This window comes from Corynebacterium hesseae, from assembly GCF_037850265.1.
Taxonomy (GTDB): domain Bacteria; phylum Actinomycetota; class Actinomycetes; order Mycobacteriales; family Mycobacteriaceae; genus Corynebacterium; species Corynebacterium hesseae.
This window is the reverse complement of sequence record NZ_CP137211.1, coordinates 2,635,394-2,650,859: the sequence shown is the minus strand read 5'-3', so window position 1 is coordinate 2,650,859 and position 15,466 is coordinate 2,635,394. Positions and strand designations below refer to the sequence as shown.

Sequence of the window (15,466 nt, the reverse complement as noted above, 5' to 3'; positions counted from 1 at the left end):
TACTTAGCTGGGCGTACGCACGAGCTTGGCGACGTCCCCCGCCACCCGCCGCGCATAGGGTGAGACACCAGTAATCGTGGCCGAGCCCGGGCCCGTCCACGAGCCATAGCCCACGGGGAAGAAACCTTCCACCGTGGGCTTTCCTTCTGCCAGCAGCCCGGGGAAGGGGCGCAAGGCCGGCCGGAAGCCGGTGGCCCAGATGAGATCGCTAAAGCCCTCGCGGTTGAGCTCCTCGAGTGAGGAGAACATGCCGGTGGCGTTCAGAATCCCACTATCGCGGGCTTTGAGCACTGGCGGGACCATGACGATATCCCCCAGTTCTGTTTCGGGGCCCGGGTCCGGCTCGCCCCGCAGCTTGGCCAGCATTCGCTGACGGTTGCGGCTAAAGAGCACGCGCCCGTCTACATCATCCGGCATCCAGCGTGGAGGGTGCGCGGTAAACCACGTGGTGTCCACGCCGGCGAGGGAGAGCTCGGCGGCGATCTGCGCGCCGGAATTACCAGCACCGACAACGGCTACAGGATTGTTGTGGCCGCGCTCTAAGAAAGGACCACACCCCGGGTAGCTCGCCGTGTGCCATTGGCAACCCTGGAATTCACCGGGGTAGAAGGGGATAAAGGGCGCGGACCAGGTGCCCGTCGCGGCCACGACGGTGCGGGCACGGAACTCACCGTGGGTGGTGAGGAGGCGGAAGTGGGAGGCGTCGTCAAGCACGCGCTCCACCGCCACCCCGTGCCGGACCGGCAGGTCATAGCGCTGCTCATAGCGGGTGAGGTAGTCCACCACGTGGGAAGCCGGCGGGAAGCCGGGGTAGGCGGGCATGGGCCAGCCGGGCAGGGTGGAGGACTGAGCATCGCTAAAGAGCGTGAGTGAATCCCACACGTGCTGCCAAGCTCCGCCGGGGGAGGAGTTGGCGTCGAGGACGAGGAAGTCGAGTTTCTGGCGGTGCAGGTAGTAGCCGGTGGCCAGGCCGGATTGGCCGCCACCTACCACGATGCAATCGTAGGTATGCATCTATTGGATGAGCTTTCGTTCGCGGGCGGCGGAGACGGCTGCGGTGCGGGTTTCCACGCCGAGCTTCTGATAGACGTGGATGAGGTGGGTTTTGACCGTGGCCTCGGAGATGAAGAGCCGCTGGGCAATCTGCTTGTTGGAGGCTCCCGTGGCCAGCGCTTGCAGGATCTCCAGCTCGCGGGGAGACAGCGCGGTTTCCGGCTGCGCCAAGCGCTCCGCCAGGAGGTTCGTGACTTCAGGCGCCAAGGTCCGCTTGCCCGCGGCGGTGTCGAGCACCGCGGCGTGCAGGGTGTCCTCGGGGGCGTCCTTGAGCAGGTAGCCCAACGCGCCCGCCTCCACGGCGGCCAGGATATCCGCCTGCGTGTCATAGGTGGTCAGGATGAGCACCGGGGGCCCATCGAGCTCGCGCACGCGCCGGGTGGCGGCGATGCCGTCGACATCCGGCATTTGGATATCGCAGACGACGACATCGATATGGGGGCAATCAGCATCCGCCAGCTTTTCGACGGCCGAGCCATCGGAGCCTTCCAACACCACCTCGATATCGGGGAAGGCGTTTAGAATCGCGCGCAGCCCGGCGCGGACCACGGGGTGATCATCGATGAGCATCACGTTGACCATTGCTGCTGCCTCCTGTTGGGATTCGCACCGCGAGCGCGGTGCCGGCGGGTGAAGATTCTACTTGGACGCTGCCGCCGACGCTGCGAACACGCTGCTCCAGGCCGGTGAGCCCGAAGCCGCGCGGACTGTCGATGCCGCGGCCGTTATCGACGACATCGAGGATGATTCCATCCTCGAAAGAGCCGAGGGTGACCACGGCTTGGTCGGCGTCGGCGTGCTTCATGACATTGGTCAGCCCTTCGCGCGCGGCGCGCAGGATGACGTGGGAAAACTCGGCGGGTACGTCAGCGCTGCCGGTGAACTTGAGCTCAAAATAGGTACGCAGCCCGAGCCCTTTGGCCTGGGCTTGGAGCTCATCCACGAGTGCGCGCAGTTCCTTATCGATGGAGGAGGCAGGGGCCGCGAGCTCCTTGACGAAGCGCCGGGCCTCGGCCAGGTTGTCCTGGGCCACCTTCTCAATGAGTGCGAGCTGTTCGGTGACGTCCTGCTGCGTGGAGGTGTTCTTGGCGGCGCGGCTGAGCAGGACGATGGAGGACAGCCCCTGCGCTACGGTGTCGTGGATCTCGCGGGAGAGCCGCTCCCGCTCCTCGAGGCGCCCGGCTTGGTGCTCGCTGGCGGCGAGCTCTTCCTGGGTCTCACGCAGCTGCTTGGCGACGGCCTCGTGGTGCGCCGCCTCCGCCTGAACCCGGCGGGCGGCGTGGTAGACGGCCACGGCGAAGCAGGTGCCAATGAAGGGCCCGATGGCCGCGGCCGCGGTCCAGAATTGCGGGTGGATCCACGCGGGGACGAAGGCGGCCACGGCCCACAGGACCACGCTGGCGAGAATGCCCGGCCAGAAGGGCAGTGCATGGATGAAGACGAAGACCAGCGGGAACTCGAGCCACATGAAGTCTTGGGCGTGCACCATGAGGCCGATCCACAACAAGCACAAAGCGGCGAGCCACAGCGTGGTGGGGACGGGGCGGGTAATGGTACGGGAACCGAAGATGACGAAACACGTGTAGACCACTGCGAGTGCAATGGAGAGGCCGAGGACGCGGGCGTCGAGGCGCTCATCGGCCCAGGCGCGGAGCACTCCGAACACGAGGAGGAAGCCGAACATGGCATGCAGTCCCACGGTCCACAGTTTGTTGCTCATCATCACGAGGCACCAGCCTATCGCCTAGGTGGGGGAGCGCGAATCAACCAACTGGTTGAGTAGAGGTTCAACTGGCTACCCGATTACTTTCGGCGCCCGCACACGCAGGATAAATAGTATGTTCCTGGCATTGAGAGAGATAGTCACCGCCCGCGGTCGGTTCTTCCTGATCGGCGGCGTCGTGGCTCTAATTACGTTGTTGCTCGTTATGTTGTCCGGCCTGACCCAAGGCCTGTCCAAGCAAAATACCTCCGCACTCGAGGCTCTCGGGGAGCAGAATCCTTATGTGACCTTCTCGACGGAAGATCCCTCCTTCACCGAGTCGGAGATCTTCGCCGAGGACGTTCCCGCCTCTGGTATTCCGCTGGGCACCTCCCAAACCAAGCTGGAGGGCCACGGCGGCGTGGCGGTTATCGGACTGCCCGCCGGCACTCAGATCCCCGGCTCTAGCACCGTGATTCCGGAGGAAGGCATGGTCTTGAGCCAATCCATCGACGAGGCCCTGAACGCGCCGTCCCGGGGCACCCTTGGCGGCGTGGACCTGGACGTGAACGCGGTGGTTGAGGATGAGTATTACTCCCACTCCCCGGTGGTGTGGGTCGCTACCGAAACCTGGCAGAAGGTTTCCCATTCCCCCGAGGACATGGTGGGCGTGGCCGTGCTTTCCCACGAGCCGACCGACACCTCCGTGTCCATGGGCAAGGCCCTGTCCGGCCTGCCGGCATATAACTCGGAGCGCGGTTCCCTGCTGACCATGCAGGCCTTCCTCTACGGTATCTCCGCGCTGGTCACCATCGCTTTCCTGAGCATCTGGACCATTCAGCGCACCCGTGACCTGTCCATCCTGCGTGCCCTTGGCGCCAGCGTGAAGTACCTGCTCAAGGACGCTATTGCGCAGGCCGCCATCATCCTGGCGATTGGCGTTGGGGTGGGCGCGCTCGCCGGCTGGCTGCTGGGCCTTGCCGCCCAAGGTGCTGTGCCCTTCGAGGTCTCCGCCATGACCGTCATCGTCCCCGCACTCGGCATTTGGCTGCTCGGCATCGCCGGTGCCTTCCTGGCCACCCGCCGCGTTTCCAAGATCAACCCGCTCGACGCCCTAGGAGGCAACGCATAATGACTACCACCGTTACTCCCGCCCTGTCACTGCGCGACATCGTGGTGACCTACCCCGACGGCCAGTCCCGCACAACTGCACTCGACGGCGTGAGCCTGGACGTTAAGCCCGGCGAGCTCACCGCCGTCATCGGCGAATCCGGTTCCGGTAAATCCACCCTGCTCTCCGTGGCCGCTGGACTTATCGAGCCGGACTCCGGATCCGTTGAGATGCACGGCACCCGTGGCCTCATCTTCCAGCAGGCCAACCTGCTAGCAGCCCTGACTGCGCGCGAACAGCTGCTCATTATTGATCACATGGAAGGCCGCAAGCCCCGCGGTGACCGGGCTGACGAGCTGCTCAGCTTCGTGGGCTTGGAAGGCTTTGGCAACCGCCGCATGAACCAGCTCTCCGGTGGCCAGCGCCAGCGCGTCAACATTGCCCGCGCGCTGATGGGCCAGCCTTCCGTGCTGCTTGCCGACGAACCCACTTCCGCCCTCGACTCCAAGCTCTCCCGCGAGATTGCCAAGCTCCTGCGCGGGGTCACCGATGACTTCGACACCGCCACACTGTTCATCACACACGACCGCAGCCTGCTGGACTATGCCGATACCGTGGTCGAGGTCAAGGATGGAAAGCTCTCCGAATATTCCGAGCTAGCCGCGTAGGAACCCGCTCATCTCTCACATGTTCATACAAAGGGGTAAATTATTACCCCGTTATGATTCGACCCCGCAAGCCCCGAGTAAGCCCAACTGACTACCCGCGCATGCAGCAGTGGACCGCGCTACATGCGCTCATGTTGAGCATCACCGTGGTGGCCTGCGGGGTCTTTATCGTCGCTGCCCGCAGAATCAAGGGAACCTCCCGCGAGACCTTCATCCGCCGGATGGTGGGCTGGGCCTTGCTGGTGGCGGGCACTGCGTGGACGGTCATCTCCCTGGACCCGAAGCAATTCGATATCCGCGAGTCTTTGCCTTTGCACCTGTGCGATGTGCTGCGCCCCATTTTGGCGCTGGGCCTTATCACCGGCAACGAGCACGCCCTGACCTTGACCTACTTCTGGGGCATCATCCTCAACCCGCAGGCCATTATCACCCCGGACGTCATCTACTACTTCTCCCCGCGCTGGCTGCGGTTTGGTACCTATTGGTTCTTCCACATCGTGGCCCTTGCTGTTCCGCTAGCGCTGACCTTTGGTTTGGGCTACCGGCCGACGTGGAAGGGCTATCGCTTCGCCGTGAAGGTCACCCCTGTATGGATGGCCACCGCCATGGCGGTCAATGCGAAGACCGACGGCAATTATGGCTTCCTTAACCACGCGCCGGGAAGCCCCTCCATCATCAACCTGCTGGGACCCTGGCCTGGCTACATCGCGGTAGAGACCCTCGCCGTCGCAGCAGCATGGGCGGGGATGACGTGGCCGTGGGAGAACACTTCGCTGCGCCGCGGCACGGTGGCGGTGGGGCCACGCGGGCTCATGCGCAAGTCCGTCGGTACCGCGTCCGGGATCCTGCGCCGCGCCACGGTACGTTTTCGTAAATAGTGGCTGCGAACCGCGGAATTTTAGGGCTTGTGTGCGAAAACGTACCCACACGGTGGTGGCTAGGTACGGATCGATCAAATAAGGTCCCAGATCTTCGAATTTCTGGGGTGTTATTTGATCGAAACGTACCTTGCTGCGGAGCTAGCGCCGGGCCACGGAGCTAGCGTTGCGCGTTGAGGAGCCGCGCAATGGCTTGCGGGATGGCCGCCGCGATCTGGGACGCAGAACAGGGCGCGAAGCCCTCGGGGGTTTCGGCCGCGATGGCCGCCGCGTGTGCGTGGATAGCGCCGGCGTGGAGGACCTCGGTGATGGTTCGGGCGGTGGTCGCGGCGGCGGTTTCGGTGGAGGTTTCGGCGAAGAGCTGGGCCATGACCGCGCCGAGGATGCCGGAGAGCACGTCCCCGGAGCCCGGGGTCGCGGCAAAGGAGTGACCGGCGTTGAAGGAATAAACCGGCTGGCCCGGAGCGGTAACGCGGGTCAGGCGGCCTTTGAGCAGGATGATGCTGTCCAGCTCCTCGGATAGCTCGTGGAGGGCAGCGCCCCACCCAGCAGACGCATCGGGCGTAGAGCCGAAGGTGGCTTCGTAGAGGCGGCGGAACTCGCCTTCATGCGGGGTGAGGATGGTCATCGGGAGCTCGGCAGCTTTCTGGCGCAGGGAGGTGTTGCGCGCCAAAAGTGTCAGGGCGTCGGCATCGAGAATGGTGGGTAGGTCCTGCGCTAGCACCTTTCGCAGTTCGGTGGCCGCCGCTGCATCGGTACTGCGGCCGGGGCCCACGACCCAGGCCTGGGCCTGACCGGCGGAGGACACATCGGGATGGCAGACCAGCTCGGGAAGCAGGGAGGTAATCGAGTTATCGCCGATGAAGCGCACCATTGAGGGCGTGGCGCGCACCGCCGCGGTGGCACAGAGGATCCCCGCGCCCGGGTAGGTATCACTTCCGGCAGCCAGGGCGACGACCCCGCCGGAGTACTTATCAGAGCGCGCGCTCGGTGTGGGATCAACGATGGGGCCAGTGCAGCCAACTGGCCAGGGGCGGGAAGCGCGCCCGCCCGGCAGATCGAGTTCGCCCGATTGCCACCCAAAGGGCGTCGGCACGGAGGGCTCGTGGGCGATGAATGCCGCTGGTTCATCGAGTTCGGCGAGGGTCGCAGCGAAAGAAGGTGCGCCGGGCAAGAAGAGATCGGAGACCACAACCTGCCCGCATTCGGCGGCCAGCGCGTGACCGAGCCGTGGCGAGCCAAAGGTGACGGTGACATCGGCGTGGACGGCATCCGCGGCGCGCACTCCCGTGTCGGCATCGACGCCGGTGGGCATGTCGACGGCTAAGACTGCCGCCCCGGCAGCGGTGGCTTCGCGGTAGAGCGAAAGCGCGGTGCCGGTTAAACCCCGTGCGGATCCGAGGCCGGCGATGGCGTCGATAAGCAGCGCGCTTCCTATGGGCGCGCTGCCGTTAGACAGCGCGCCGGCAGAAAGGACCGTCCCACCAGCACTGCGGAACGCAGTGAGGGCCTCCTCGTGGCAGCGTTCCGGAACCAGAGCATGGACCGTAACCCCGCGCGAAGCCAGCTCCGCCCCGGCAAAGAGCCCATCCCCGCCGTTGCCGCCGGAACCGGCAAGAATGAGCACCGCGCCGGGGCGTGCCTCCAGCATCACCGAGGCGGCGTCGGTCACCGCCGCGGCGGCCAGCTTCATGAGCTGATCCTCATGAGACTGCTGTTCCAGCAGGTGCTTTTCAGCGGCACGGACAGTGGCAACGGTATAAGCGGGACGCATAACCCACACCCTAGCGCGCGGGTTGGCAGGTAGGGCACCAAAAGAGGTTGCGGCCCTGCATGACCTGCTCCCGGATCTCGGTGCCGCACACATGGCACGGCAGCCCGGCGCGGCGGTAGACGTAGACCTCGCCGCCGTGGTCATCCTTGCGCGGCTCGCGGCCCATGGCCTCCGGTGTGTGCGCGGGGCGAACCGTGTCGATGCGGCCGTGCTCCACGCCGTAGTCCATGAGATCGACCAGGTCAGACCAGATGGCATCGAACTCCGCGCGGTCGAGCTGGTTGCCCGGGATGAAGGGGGAGAGTTCTTGCCGGAATAGGGCTTCTGCGCGGTAGATATTGCCCACCCCGGCGAAGAGTCCTTGGTCCATGAGCATCGCGCCGATGCTGCGCCGCGAGGCATGCACGCGGGCCCACAGCGCATCAGGGTCGGCGTCTGTGCGGAGAGGATCTTGGCCCACCTTCGCCACCTTGGCCTTGTACTCCTCCTCCGTAATGAGCGTGCAGAACTGCGGGCCGCGCAGGTTCGCGGCCATCGTTCCGTTATCGATGCGCAGCCGGATTTGCCCCCACACATCAGCGGAAGGCTCAAAGCGCAGGGACCCAATGAGCCCCAAATGGATGTAAATCACGTGGCGCGGGTTATCCGCATCGAAGTGGAGGAAGAGGTGCTTGCCAAAGGCTTCGGCGAGGGAGAGGGGTGAGGCGTCGACAAGCGCGGCCTCCGCAGCAAACCTGCCCTGGGGGCTGCTCACAGCTAGCGGCGCGCCGCGAAAGTCCGCATTGAGTGTCCGAGCAAGGCGGTGAATAACGTGTCCCTCAGGCATGTCAGGAAGTCTACGCGGGGGCAGTGCTGCTGTAGACTTTCCGGGTACTACCCGTTGAACGGAAGGGCCTAAATACTATGGGGCGCGCAATCGGTTTTGACCGTGAAAAATACATTGAGCTGCAGTCGGAGCACATCAACGCTCGACGCAAAGAAATCGGTGGGAAGCTTTACCTGGAAATGGGTGGCAAGCTTTTCGATGACATGCATGCCTCCCGCGTGCTGCCCGGTTTCACCCCGGATAACAAGATTGCGATGCTCGAGCGCATCAAAGATGACGTAGAAATCCTCGTCTGCATCAACGCCAAGGACATCGAGCGCCAAAAGATGCGCGGTGACCTGGGGATCCTCTACGAAGACGATGTGCTGCGGCTTGTCGACGTCTTCCGGGGCCGCGGTTTCCTTGTCAACAACATCGTCATGACGCAGCTCGAGGACGGCAACAGCCAGGCGGAGGCCTTCATCGAGCGCCTCGAGCGCCTGGGGCTGACGGTGGCGCGCCACCGCGTCATCCCGGGCTACCCCGCCAACATCGACCTCATCGTCTCCGAGGAGGGGTTGGGCAAGAACGACTACGTGGAGACCACCCGTGACCTCGTGGTGGTCACCGCGCCGGGGCCGGGCTCCGGTAAGTTGGCTACCGCACTATCGCAGGTCTACCACGAGAACGTGCGCGGCGTGCAGGCGGGCTACGCCAAGTTTGAGACCTTCCCCATCTGGAACCTGCCGCTCGACCACCCGGTGAACCTGGCATACGAGGCAGCCACGGTGGACCTTAACGACGCCAACGTCATCGACCACTTCCACCTCTCCGCGCACGGCGAATCCACGGTGAACTACAACCGCGACGTCGAGGCCTTCCCGCTGCTGAAGTCCCTGCTTGAGCGCCTGACCGGCACCGTTCCCTACCAGTCCTCGACGGACATGGGCGTGAACATGGTGGGCTTCTGCATCACCGACGACGAGGTCTGCCGCGAGGCCTCCCGGCAGGAAATCATCCGCCGCTATTTCAAGACTTTGGTGGAGGAGGCCCGCAACGGCCTCGACTCCACGCAGTCCGAGCGTGCCGCCGTGGTCATGGCGAAGGCCGGCATCAAGTCCACCGACCGCCCGGTGGTGCTCCCGGCGCGTCAGAAGGCGGAGGAGACCGACGGCCCGGCGTCCGCGCTGCAGCTTCACGACGGCACCATCATCACCGGCCGCACCTCCCCACTTCTGGGCTGCTCGGCGGCCACCTTGCTCAATGCGCTCAAGCACCTGGCGGGCATCGACGATGACCTGCACCTGCTCTCGCCGGAATCCATCGAGCCGATCCAGACGCTGAAGACCAAGCATCTGGGTTCGCAGAACCCGCGCCTGCACACCGACGAGGTGCTCATCGCACTCTCTGTCTCCGCGGCCAAGGACGAGAACGCCCGCCGCGCGCTCGACGCACTGAAGGAACTCGAGGGCTGCGATGTCCACACCACCACCATCTTGGGTTCCGTGGATGAGGGCATCTTCCGCAACCTAGGTGTCCTGGTGACCTCCGATCCGGTCTTTGCCCGCAAGAGCGCGCTGTACCAGAAGCGCTGAGACTCCACCGAAAAATTGGGGATCTTGCCATTAGCAGGCCTAGACTTGCGGGCGTGACTATTGGCAAGATTCTCCTCTACTACTGCTTTACTCCCATTGAGGACCCCACCGCGATCATGCTGTGGCAGCGTAACCTCTGCGAGAAGCTCGGGCTGAAGGGCCGCATCCTCATTTCGGAGCACGGCATCAACGGCACCGTGGGCGGGGACATGGAGGCCTGCAAGCGCTACGTGCGCGAAACCCGCGAGTACCCGGGCTTCAAGAAGATGGAGTTCAAGTGGTCCGAAGGCGGTGCGGAGGATTTCCCGCGCCTCTCGGTCAAGGTACGCGATGAGATCGTGGCCTTCGGCGCGCCGGGTGAGCTCAAAGTGGATGAGAACGGCGTCATCGGCGGCGGCGTTCACCTCAAACCCGAAGAGGTCAACAAGCTAGTAGAAGAGCGCGGCGAGGAGGTCGTCTTCTTCGACGGACGCAATGCCATGGAGGCGGAAATCGGCAAGTTCAAGAATGCCGTGGTGCCGGACGTGCGCACGACGCATGACTTCATCGCCGAAATCGAGTCCGGAAAATATGACTGGATGAAGGACAAGCCCGTGGTCTCCTACTGCACGGGCGGCATCCGCTGCGAAATCCTCTCAGCGCTGATGAAGAACAGAGGCTTCAACGAGGTCTATCAAATCGACGGCGGCATTGTGCGCTACGGCGAAAAGTACGGCAACGATGGCCTGTGGGAAGGCTCGATGTACGTCTTTGACAAGCGCATGCACCACGAGTTTGGCCAGGGCCTAGAGGATCCGGGCTTCATTCAGCTCGGCCACTGTGTGCATTGCGGGGCGGGAACCAACACGTTCCATAACTGCATCAACGAGGACACGTGCCGTAAGCAGGTGCTCATCTGCGATGACTGCATCCAGCATGTGGAAACACAGCACTGTGGGCGGCCGGATTGCGCCGAGGTGGCAGCTGCCCAGGCGCAGGGCTAGTTTTCGATAACCGGGGCGAGCAGGATCTGGATATCGTTGATGCACCAGATCATGAAGTTGCCGGCCATGACCCAGAAGATGGCCATCCAACCGCGCCAGCGCACATAGGCCTTGAGCTTGCGCACCATGATGACGGCGCAGCCGATCATGCCGATGAAGGGGATGATTAGCGTCGTCGTGGCGAACACGGTGCGCTGGGTCCTCGTGCAGAGCCAGGCGGCATACTCGGCGCGGAGGCAGTCGGTCGTGGTTCCGGCGACCTTAAAGATCCCCGCGAGGAGGAGCGCATACAGCGCTGAGCCGATAAGGATGGCAATCATAAACCACAGCGCTTGGCGCGAGGAGCGGCGGTTGGCTTCGGCGACGGCGAGGGGATCGGGTTCGTCGGCAAGCTCGTCAAATGTGCGGGGCTCGGGGCGAGGCAGGTTCGTATAGTCCGCGTCGGACGTGAGATCGTTTTCGGGGTGCTCAGCTGCCATGGTCTGCCAGTCTAACGCGCTTCGGTGGTGTAGGTGCTGGGGCAGACCAGCACGGGCACACCCAGATGCGGGAGCAGCTCGGTGGCGGTGCTGCCGATGAAGACGCGCTCGATGGGGCCCATGGGGTCGGAGCCTAAGCAGAGGAGGTCGCCCTTCTTCCACTTCAGCGAGTCCACCGCGCCGGACCAGCCATGGCCGCTGCCGATGGCCGTCGTGACCGAAAGCTCGGGGTAGGCATCCGCGATGAAATCGTGGGCCCGGTCCAACAACGAAAGCGAGTGCTCGCGCCAATTGGGGGCATCGGAAGGAAAGGTGGGGGAGTATTCGAGGGGGACGTCGACAAGCCCCTTGGCTGAAAACGCCAGGATGCGCAGGGGGATACCGCCGCGCTGCGCAATGCAGGCCGCGTGCATGAGAGCGGGATCATCGGCGCTGCCAAGATCGGTGAAAGCAAAATTAATGCGGGTGATGCCGTGCTTAGACAGCTTGATGCCGCGCGGAGTCAAGCCCACTGGGAGCGGCGCATAGTGCAAAAGCGCATCGGCGGTAGAGCCGGAGAAGAAACGGCCCTTGGGTGCGGATTGGTTTGCGCCGAGGAGGATGACGCTTGCGTTGAATTCCTTGGCCGCCTCCTCCAAGAGCTGCGGGCGCGAGGGCCCTGCGATGAGAACGGAGACGTTCTTATCGAGCTGGGACTTGTCTACCCCAGCCGCGTTCAACGCCTGTTTGACGGCCCGCTCGCAGGCGGCGCGCTCCTTCTTGAACCACTTTTTATAGGAACCGGTGAGCTTGCTGAGCGACGTCACGGTGAGTGGTTGCGAAATAGTAGATACCACGCGGATCTGAACGGGCGTGGAACGCGCGATCCACGCGGCAAACTCGATAGCTTCCGTGCCGGTGGAGCTGGGGCTCCACGAAACAAGGACGCGGAGCGGAGGGACCGTGGCGTCTGGGGAGCACTGTCCTTCCGCGGGGTGTGAAGAATTCTTAGCCATTCATCAAAAGGTTCGGGGTCGTTTTATTCATTATCGGCCCTTCACGCCTTAAAATAAAAATCCGCTCTACCGGCGCTTTTGGTCTATTTTCCTTCCATGATTGGCCGGTAGACATCGGCCAGCTTGGAGATCAGGTTAACCAGGGAGTTGGCATTCTTGATGTCGTCCGGATCGAGCCAACGCAGGATCTCTGCCAAAGCCGCCGCACGCTGGCGAGAGACGATGGTCAGCTCGGATTCACCGAGCTGGGTAAGGGCGACGAGGACACCGCGGCGGTCCTTCTCGTCGCGGTGGCGTTCCACGAAACCTTGGCGTTCCAATTGGTACAGCGCATTGGAGGCGGTAGGCATCCGGATGAGCTCTGCCTGGGCGATGGTGCTCACGCGTGAAGGGCCGCGCATGCGCAGCTGGTTCATGATGGAGACCTGCGACGTGGTGAGGGATGTGCCCTCTGTCGTGCGCTGGAAAATGAGCATAAGTTTGTTGAGCGCGGGCTGGATCTGGCGGGCGACTTCCAGGGCATCCTCGTAAGGGATGGGGGATTCGATAGTTTCTTCACTCATGGAAAATAAGTGTAGCTAGTAATTTCGCGGAGCGGTAGTTAGCCGATTAAAAAATTTGGTTTCCCACCGCGAAGCACTATGAAAGGGCCTAGATTGTTGACGCCGCCGGCACTACACTGTCCGGCGTGAATTCTCCGTCAAAGGCAGAGTCTGCAAAGACAAGGCCAGAAGTGGCCTACCGCAACGAAGTCTCTTATGAATGGGAGCGTGCACAGCATCTGCGCGAGCTTCGCGCGGGAAAGGTGACGCGGGAAGAGCTATGTGATGCCGACTTTCTCCTTCGCGCGGCGGCGGAACACCATGGCGTCGACATGTGCAAGCCGTGCCCAGTGTGCGGTTCAGACATGCGGCTGACCCGTTGGGCTTATGGAGATGCTTTAAAACGCCGGGCGGGAAGCGCGCGGAGCGCTGCGGAAATTGCGGACATGGCCGCTGAAGGGCTGGAATTTACCGTGCATTTTGTGGAAGTGTGTCCGGCGTGCCGCTGGAATCATCTGCTTCGAGCTGCCACGGTCTATGCTCTAGGGTAGTTTTGGCTTCCCAGTTCACGCCGGTAAGCTGCATGTATTTACAGTTTTTGTACAGGATTGATGAGGACACGGATCAGTGACCGAAAAGGAAACCTCCGGGCGAAAGTCAGGTAATCGCAGGAAGAGCACCTCACAGAGCGCTCAGCGTTCGTCCGGCCGCAAGCGCCGCTGGCCGTGGATCGTGCTGGCTGTTTTGTTTGTACTAGTGGGCATTCCTGCCCTGCTCTTCGGCTACGCGTATACGCAATACGACGTCCCCGGGCCCAAGGAGCTGCAGCCGAGCCAGATCTCCACCATCGTCGCCGGCGATGGTGAAACTCAGCTGGCCAAGCTCGTTCCGCCGGAAGGCAACCGCCGTCAGGTGACGTTGGAAGAGATCCCGGATTATGTGGAGGACTCGGTCCTCGCTGCCGAGGACCGTGAGTTCTGGACCAACTCGGGCTTCTCCTTCACTGGTCTGGGCCGCGCCGTCTTGGGCAAGCTCACGGGTGATAGCACTGCCGGTGGTGGTTCCACCATCACCCAGCAATACGTGAAGAACACTCTGGTGGGTGACGAATACTCCTACGTCCGCAAGATCCGTGAGCTCATCTATTCGGTGAAGATGACCAATGAGTGGGCCAAAGAGGACATCCTGAACGCCTACCTCAACACCGTCTATTTCGGCCGCAATGCCTACGGCATCGAGGCTGCCTCCAATGCCTACTTCAATAAGGACGCCAAGGACCTCACCGTGGAGGAAGGCGCCATGCTCGCCGGCCTCATCCAGTCCCCATCGGTCTTGGATCCGTGGGTGGATGAGGAACGCTCGCAGAACCGCTGGAACTACGTCATGGATGGCCTGGTTGAGATGGGCGATCTGGATGCGGCTGAGCGGTCCCAGATGGCTTTCCCGGAGACCCGTGATCCAAGCGAATACTCCGCCTACACCGAGGCACCCGGTGCTTATGGGCACATCAAGAACCAGGTCACTGATGAACTGGCGCGTGTGGGTATTACCGAGGACCAGCTGGCCACCGGTGGCCTCAAGGTGACCACCACTATTGACATGACCGTGCAAAACGCGTCAACCGACGCCGCCCACGAGCAGCTTGGAGTGCTGCAGGAGGACGCCCGCGCCGCCGCCGTGACCATTGACCCGGCTACGGGTGCCGTGCGCGGCTACTATGGCGGCGATGATTCTGGCGGCTGGGATTATGCCAATTCCCCGCTGCAGACAGGCTCAACCTTCAAGATTATGACCCTGGCCGCAGCACTCCAGCAGGGCATCGATCTCAATACTTATTACTCCTCGGCGCCCTACCAGCTGCCAGGATCGCAGATCGTGACCAACGACGTGGGTGGCGGCTGCGGTAGCTGCTCCATCGCTGAGGCAATGAAGAAGTCTTATAACACGTCCTTCCTGCGCCTCCAGGATGACTTGGAAAACAAGACGCAGGACACCGCGGACATGGCCCACGCATTGGGCGTTGCGCGCAGCCTGCCGGGGATTGAAAAGACCCTGACAGAGAACGGCGGTACGCCGTACGAAGGCATCGTGCTGGGCCAGTACCAGTCCCGCCCCCTCGACATGGCGACCGCTATGGCTACCTTGACCAACCAGGGTGTGTGGCACCAACCGCACTTCGTGCAGAAGGTTGAAAACGCCAACGGCGAGGTTCTTTATGAGAACCCGACCGACGGCGGTGAGCGCCGTGTCTCCGCCAACGTGGCTAATAACGTTATTTCTGCGATGCAGCCAATTGCCGCATGGTCGAATGGCGCGCTAGCTGGCGGGCGCCCGTCTGCGTCTAAGACTGGTACCACCCAGCTGGGTGACACCGGTCAGAACAAAGATGCGTGGATGGTCGGTTCCACGCCGCAGCTCGCTACAGCAGTGTGGGTAGGCACGGCCGACAACACCTCCGCGATTTTCAATCAGTGGGGCGGCATCATGTACGGCTCGGACGCACCGACGAAGATCTGGAAGGCCATCTTGGATACCTCTCTGGCTAATGCTGAGCAGCAGACCTTCCCGCAGGCCTATCCGATCAACTACGGCGTCGGCAGCTGGGGTTCGGGCTATGTCTATGACCCGAGCCAGACCACGACGTGGGACCAGACCCCGGCAAGCCCGGAGGGCGAAGCCGCTGAGGGCGAGGGCGAGGCAAAACCAGAGGAAGGCCAACACCATGAGGAGGGGCATGGTGATGCCCCGGCGCAGCCGGCCCAGCCTGAGCAACCGGCTCAGCCCGCCGACCCTGAGGTCCCCTCGCTGGATGAGATTCTCAATGGAGATGGCCTCGACCAACTACTTGGCCAATAGGAGACTGATCCCTGGTGAGCCAACA

The 15,466-nt window shown here is 62.9% G+C and carries 15 protein-coding genes; 7 read left to right on the top strand and 8 right to left on the bottom strand.

Annotated features, from left to right (window positions below):
- Window positions 1–3: 3 nt before the first annotated feature.
- Genes R3O64_RS12375 through R3O64_RS12365 form a run of 3 tightly spaced genes read right to left on the bottom strand, consistent with a single transcriptional unit; the run spans window position 4 to window position 2,776 of the window.
- On the bottom strand, window positions 4–1,014 hold the full coding sequence (locus R3O64_RS12375) for an NAD(P)-binding domain-containing protein (protein WP_339017029.1): 1,011 nt from the start codon (window positions 1,012–1,014) through the stop codon (window positions 4–6).
- Window positions 1,015–1,635 carry a response regulator gene (locus R3O64_RS12370; protein WP_144014783.1) on the bottom strand — a complete coding sequence of 207 codons (621 nt, stop codon included), beginning with the start codon at window positions 1,633–1,635 and terminating at the stop codon, window positions 1,015–1,017.
- A complete protein-coding gene (locus tag R3O64_RS12365) occupies window positions 1,610–2,776 on the bottom strand; it encodes a sensor histidine kinase (RefSeq protein ID WP_339017028.1) in 1,167 nt (388 codons plus the stop codon). The genes R3O64_RS12370 and R3O64_RS12365 overlap by 26 nt, the downstream gene beginning before the upstream one ends.
- A gap of 115 nt (window positions 2,777–2,891) precedes the next feature.
- On the opposite strand from R3O64_RS12365, the gene R3O64_RS12360 reads away from it, so the two are divergent.
- Genes R3O64_RS12360 through R3O64_RS12350 form a run of 3 tightly spaced genes read left to right on the top strand, consistent with a single transcriptional unit; the run spans window position 2,892 to window position 5,412 of the window.
- The gene (locus R3O64_RS12360; RefSeq protein ID WP_339017027.1) at window positions 2,892–3,887 is read left to right on the top strand and encodes an ABC transporter permease; all 996 of its coding nucleotides are present in this window, start codon (window positions 2,892–2,894) and stop codon (window positions 3,885–3,887) included.
- On the top strand, window positions 3,887–4,534 hold the full coding sequence (locus tag R3O64_RS12355) for an ABC transporter ATP-binding protein (protein ID WP_070684625.1): 648 nt from the start codon (window positions 3,887–3,889) through the stop codon (window positions 4,532–4,534). The genes R3O64_RS12360 and R3O64_RS12355 overlap by 1 nt, the downstream gene beginning before the upstream one ends.
- A 53-nt stretch (window positions 4,535–4,587) precedes the next feature.
- A complete protein-coding gene (locus R3O64_RS12350) occupies window positions 4,588–5,412 on the top strand; it encodes a TIGR02206 family membrane protein (protein ID WP_339017025.1) in 825 nt (274 codons plus the stop codon).
- 160 nt (window positions 5,413–5,572) lie between these two features.
- Here R3O64_RS12350 and R3O64_RS12345 read toward each other — a convergent pair whose 3' ends face one another.
- A complete protein-coding gene (locus tag R3O64_RS12345; protein ID WP_339017024.1) occupies window positions 5,573–7,186 on the bottom strand; it encodes an NAD(P)H-hydrate epimerase in 1,614 nt (537 codons plus the stop codon).
- A gap of 10 nt (window positions 7,187–7,196) precedes the next feature.
- On the bottom strand, window positions 7,197–8,012 hold the full coding sequence (locus tag R3O64_RS12340) for an Fpg/Nei family DNA glycosylase (protein ID WP_070729677.1): 816 nt from the start codon (window positions 8,010–8,012) through the stop codon (window positions 7,197–7,199).
- Window positions 8,013–8,089: 77 nt separating this feature from the next.
- On the opposite strand from R3O64_RS12340, the gene R3O64_RS12335 reads away from it, so the two are divergent.
- Together R3O64_RS12335 and R3O64_RS12330 are read left to right on the top strand one after the other, a co-directional pair.
- Window positions 8,090–9,586, top strand: coding sequence for a DUF1846 domain-containing protein (locus R3O64_RS12335; protein WP_339017023.1), 1,497 nt, complete (start codon window positions 8,090–8,092; stop codon window positions 9,584–9,586).
- Between the two features lie 53 nt (window positions 9,587–9,639).
- Entirely contained in the window at window positions 9,640–10,569 is a 930-nt protein-coding gene (locus tag R3O64_RS12330) for a rhodanese-related sulfurtransferase (RefSeq protein WP_070533722.1), read from the top strand.
- On the opposite strand, the gene R3O64_RS12325 is transcribed toward R3O64_RS12330, so the two are convergent.
- The 3 genes from R3O64_RS12325 to R3O64_RS12315 form a co-directional block, all read right to left on the bottom strand.
- Window positions 10,566–11,048 (bottom strand): hypothetical protein, encoded by a 483-nt coding sequence (locus tag R3O64_RS12325; RefSeq protein WP_070561807.1) that lies wholly within the window; start codon window positions 11,046–11,048, stop codon window positions 10,566–10,568. The genes R3O64_RS12330 and R3O64_RS12325 overlap by 4 nt on opposite strands.
- An 11-nt stretch (window positions 11,049–11,059) precedes the next feature.
- The gene (locus R3O64_RS12320) at window positions 11,060–12,043 is read right to left on the bottom strand and encodes a universal stress protein (RefSeq protein WP_154762696.1); all 984 of its coding nucleotides are present in this window, start codon (window positions 12,041–12,043) and stop codon (window positions 11,060–11,062) included.
- Between the two features lie 83 nt (window positions 12,044–12,126).
- Window positions 12,127–12,606, bottom strand: a complete 480-nt coding sequence (locus R3O64_RS12315; protein ID WP_339017021.1) for a MarR family winged helix-turn-helix transcriptional regulator — start codon at window positions 12,604–12,606, stop codon at window positions 12,127–12,129.
- Window positions 12,607–12,776: 170 nt separating this feature from the next.
- On the opposite strand from R3O64_RS12315, the gene R3O64_RS12310 reads away from it, so the two are divergent.
- Together R3O64_RS12310 and R3O64_RS12305 are read left to right on the top strand one after the other, a co-directional pair.
- Window positions 12,777–13,136 carry a DUF5318 family protein gene (locus tag R3O64_RS12310; RefSeq protein WP_339017564.1) on the top strand — a complete coding sequence of 120 codons (360 nt, stop codon included), beginning with the start codon at window positions 12,777–12,779 and terminating at the stop codon, window positions 13,134–13,136.
- Between the two features lie 76 nt (window positions 13,137–13,212).
- A complete protein-coding gene (locus R3O64_RS12305) occupies window positions 13,213–15,441 on the top strand; it encodes a transglycosylase domain-containing protein (protein WP_284847742.1) in 2,229 nt (742 codons plus the stop codon).
- Window positions 15,442–15,466: the final 25 nt, after the last annotated feature.